General features: G+C 31.0%; 2 protein-coding genes. Both read right to left on the bottom strand.

Features of this window, described 5'->3' with window-relative positions; all coding sequences use genetic code 11:
• Nucleotides 1-3558 (bottom strand): Eco57I restriction-modification methylase domain-containing protein (locus tag HGB55_RS14435; RefSeq protein ID WP_168817699.1); only part of this gene is annotated, 3558 nt, incomplete at its 3' end.
• Nucleotides 3548-4342 (bottom strand): restriction endonuclease subunit M (locus tag HGB55_RS14440; protein WP_211047406.1); only part of this gene is annotated, 795 nt, incomplete at its 5' end. The genes HGB55_RS14440 and HGB55_RS14435, both read right to left, overlap by 11 nt.

Raw genomic sequence — 4342 nt, forward strand, 5'->3', positions numbered from 1 at the left:
TTCAGCAATTTCTTTATTTTTAGTTATGAGATTACTATCAACATATCTAATTTCTTCGTGTTTACATCTTAATTCATAGTATCCATTTTGATAAAATGAACTCGAAATCTCATTAGCATTTTTACCTAATATTCCAAAAGCGTTGCGTCCTTTAGTTATTGCCGTTATCGATTTGAAATCTTCATTTTTTACTTTACTTATGATATTATGACTAAAACCACTACTTAGAATAATATCGAGACCTTCCTCAAATAGAGGCCTTGTGAATGTTTGCGAGTTTTCTTCATCATAATATTCAGTAAATTCTAAATCTCCATTGTGATTAGGATTGTAAACAAAATAGTTTATTCCACCACTTATTTCCACAGCTGGAAAAACAGAATTTGAAATAGGTATATTAACTATACTTTGTATGTGGTTGTTTTCTTGAAAAAATTCACGTAATCGCAAAAATGATTTATCCTGTGCATCTCCTGTGAACCATCTAGATGGTGTCACAAGTGATAAATAGTTTGGGTTTAGACCAACACAGAGTTTTATGAAGTCAGGAAATATCTGTCTACTTAATGATTTGTTTTTTGAGTTGTCACTAATTGTTTGCTGATATGGTGGATTTCCTACAATTGCATCAAATTTCATAACGTTATTGTTAATTTTTAATGTTTCATTATCTATTAAATTATTCTCCGAAATTAAATCGTAAGACGTGTATTCTGATTCTATGTTTTCAATATCTAATTCAAGTAGCGTATAAACCTTTCTTGTAAATTCATAAGCAATTTTTGATGTTGGTATTGAATAAAAATTATTCGCTACCATTTTACCAAATATTTTATACACTGCATAGACAAATTCTCCTTGTTTAGAAGCGATGTCCAATAGTAATGATGATTCATTAATATTCTCTTCTGGTAAAGTTTGAATAATTTTGTCAGTTACAATTTCAGGCGTAACAATCTCAGAGTCCGATAAGCGACTGAATTTTTTCATAGCATTGCTTGCCCTTTCTATTGGTGAAATAGTGGTGTCATTTGCCAATGAATTGATGTTTTGTATTTTATAATCTAACTCACTTAAAACAAAAGGGTTAATGTGTTCTTGAAACAGTGAAAGAATTACTGTTTCTAAATTTAAGTGTGACGCAATACGAAGATTATCTTGTGAATCATTTATAGCTTCAATAATTTCTTCAAGAGATTTGACTTTTGAGTCTGTGAGAAATGAAAAGAAAAGAATCCTTGCATAGTACATTGCAAATTTTCCTTTGTAGTCTACCTTATCATCTTTTGTACTGTCTTTTTCTTTGTCTTCTTTTCCAGGTGCATCATCACCATCCGGCTTGTCTCCTGTATCTAGGTCATCACCTTCACCTTCTGAAGGTTTAATTTCAATACCTTGTCTTGAACCGATTATACCTTGTTTGTCAATAACTGCCTTTATTTCTTCAATACTTAAAAGTGAATAATCTATTGAAATTGAAGTAGCTTCGTCAAGAACACTTCTTTCACTAGAATATTGACGAACTGCATTTAAAATATCTGTTGGTTCAACTTGAACCATTTTTTTGTTATTGATTACTATGATTGGTGAAACTTGTAGTTCTTTTTCTATTCGTTCTCCTAATCTTGAATTTCCATTGGATTCTATATTTACATTGTAAATCTGTGATTTATGTTCCTGCATTTGGAACATTCTGTTTGGATTAAAGTCAACCAACAAGGTCTGAGGCTTCATGTTGTATTTAACCGAATCTCCATTAGGTTCTTTGTAAGTCTTAATAAATTGACTTTGAAGTCTAAAAATAGCTTGGTCGTACTCTTGTGGTGAAGCTGTATCTTTCAAGTATAGCATAGTATCCCATTGCGGAACTGTACTACCAGTAAGCATCCTGTTTACTGTCAAAGTGATTGTTTTCTTGTTTTTGCTTTCACATTTTTCAATTTTAGATTTTACAGATTGAGTGTCCTTGAAAACATTTTCATTTTCAACGCCAGAAATATTAATTACTTCATACGAGCTAAGATTTTTAAACTCATTAGATTTAATTAAGCTTTCAAATGCGTCACAAGAAGCACGATAGGGAAGTACACAAACCATATGACGACACATTTTGCCTTCTTTAAGTTTGTCATAATCTAGAAAGCTCAATAAGTTGTCGTCATTTTTTGTCCCATCAATAACATTAAGTAGGTCAACAATTTCTTGCTCGTGAATGAACTTTTTATGTAATTCGGTTTTTACGTCTTTTAGAATGGATTTTGGTCTGAATAATTCTGAAAAGGCGTAAGTAACACCCAATTTTTTCAGTTCTTCCATTTTTTGTCTCGATGACTCGTTTGGATTGAAAGCAAATCGAATCATTTGAGGAAAACCATAGTAAGGGTTTTCCCATTCCTTCGTATCGTCTTTGGTTAAGTATTCATTATCCCATTTTTGTTGGTCATCGGCAATATTAGTAAACTGATAAAAGGCAATAATATCATCAGTTGTAAATTCACTGTTCATCAAGATACGATATGGTGTTCCTGATAAATGGATTCGAATTTTCGAGTTAATTGTTTTAGTTGTTGCTTCTAATTCGTCTAAAGATTCATCATTGAGTTCAGTTTCACTTTTCAGTTCTTTTTTACTCTTTAACTCTTTTAAAACCTTTCCATATTCTAAAGCTCTTGCACCAAAATGTGTTTCATCTATAAGTAAAAGGTCAATTTGATTTTCAAACACTTCCTTATGTTTGGTTTTTATATAATCTCCTTGTAAGTCTTGAAGTGTAAGAAATAAGGCGACTTTTTCTTTAGCTTCTAGTTTATCTTTTATAATTGTTTCGCTTTCTAAAAGTGAATTACTATCTAAAAAACTAAAACCATCAAATTTTAAGTGACTTTCAACAGTCTTTTTCCATTCATTTTTCACATCAGCTTTTGCAGAAACAACTAGAACAAATTTCGCATTCATCTCAACTGCACAACACATAGAAGTAAACGACTTACCAAATCGCATTACTGCATACATCAAGAGATTAGTTCTACCTTTGTCTATGGCCTCTCTAAATCTTTTAATGGTCTCTTTTTGATTAGGTCTTGGCTCGTATTCTTGATTTCTAGCATACGTATGTGTTTCTGGTAATAAACTACCATCGAATTTGTAAAATTTATATTTTGGTTCATTGTTTTTGTGAGCATCAATAATATCTGTTATTGCATCATCAATGTCACTATCATTAGTATCTTTAAAAAACTCGTTTGAATAATATATAGTGGAATCTAAATCTCCTTGTGCTAGCCTTAATTTCTTAAGGTCATTTTCTAAATACTGATGAATAGCAAAGTCTCTGAAAAAAGTTTCTTCATCAGCTTTAGCAACTTTTTGATACCTTTTTTCAAGTTCTGGAAAATGCTTTCTCCATTCGTTAAGTCTTTGTTCAATTGGTCTGTATGTATCACCAACTTTTAAATAATTAGGAACAGTTTCTGTTGTAAAAGCATAGATATGAGGTTCAACTCTACCGATAATTAAATCTTCTAAAAGTTGTATGTCAAGTTGATTATTATTTGCCATTTATTGATTGATGTTTGTTTTGAAGTAGGTCTATAAATCTTATTTTTTTACCTTTTAAACCTGTACTTGACCAATTCGTAATTAAACAGTAAATTCCATTGTGTTCAAAAATATTACCACTAACACAGCCTTTGCAAAATGAATTATTGGTTTCTTCTTCTCCAAATAGATTAACTGTTTTGGTTTTTATTTCCCCACAAGAAAATGGAACTACGCCTTTCAATCCGTCCATTTGCCAAACATTCCAAGAAATAATCTCAGCTATATCTTGTATTGATTTAAGCAATGGTTCTTTTTCAAATTTATATTTGTAATTTTCAATGAATGTAAAAAGCAATGATTCCCTAGCAAGTAATAAGCTATCACCTTGCCACTCGTAAGCATAAGTTTTTTTATAGGCCGATTTAGTTGCTTCAAGCCATTCGTTTGATTCTTCGATATTTTCATTTATGATTCTAAGTTTTCTGTCGAGTAAACCAATTCTATTTTCAACTTCTATAAATTTTCCAGTTGTTGTATCATACCGACTTGTTATGTATGGTGCTTCTCCGCAAGAAATTTCAAGCCGTGTTTCATTAATATAGTCTCTCCAAGATTTATTTTCTGGAAATTCAACTTTTTCTTGATTCGTTTTCCATTTTTTCTGGTTTGGTATCTCTTTATTAAAGACATTTTTTCGTTCGAACCAAGCACTGTCTATTAAGTTGTTTTGTGCATTACAAATCCAAGATGGTGTAAAGACTTCAGCCATATTTTTTACTCTAGATTGTTGTAAAAATTGGTC

Origin of the sequence: Lutibacter sp. B1 (genome assembly GCF_012524075.1) — a bacterium.
In the GTDB taxonomy this organism is placed as follows: domain Bacteria; phylum Bacteroidota; class Bacteroidia; order Flavobacteriales; family Flavobacteriaceae; genus Lutibacter.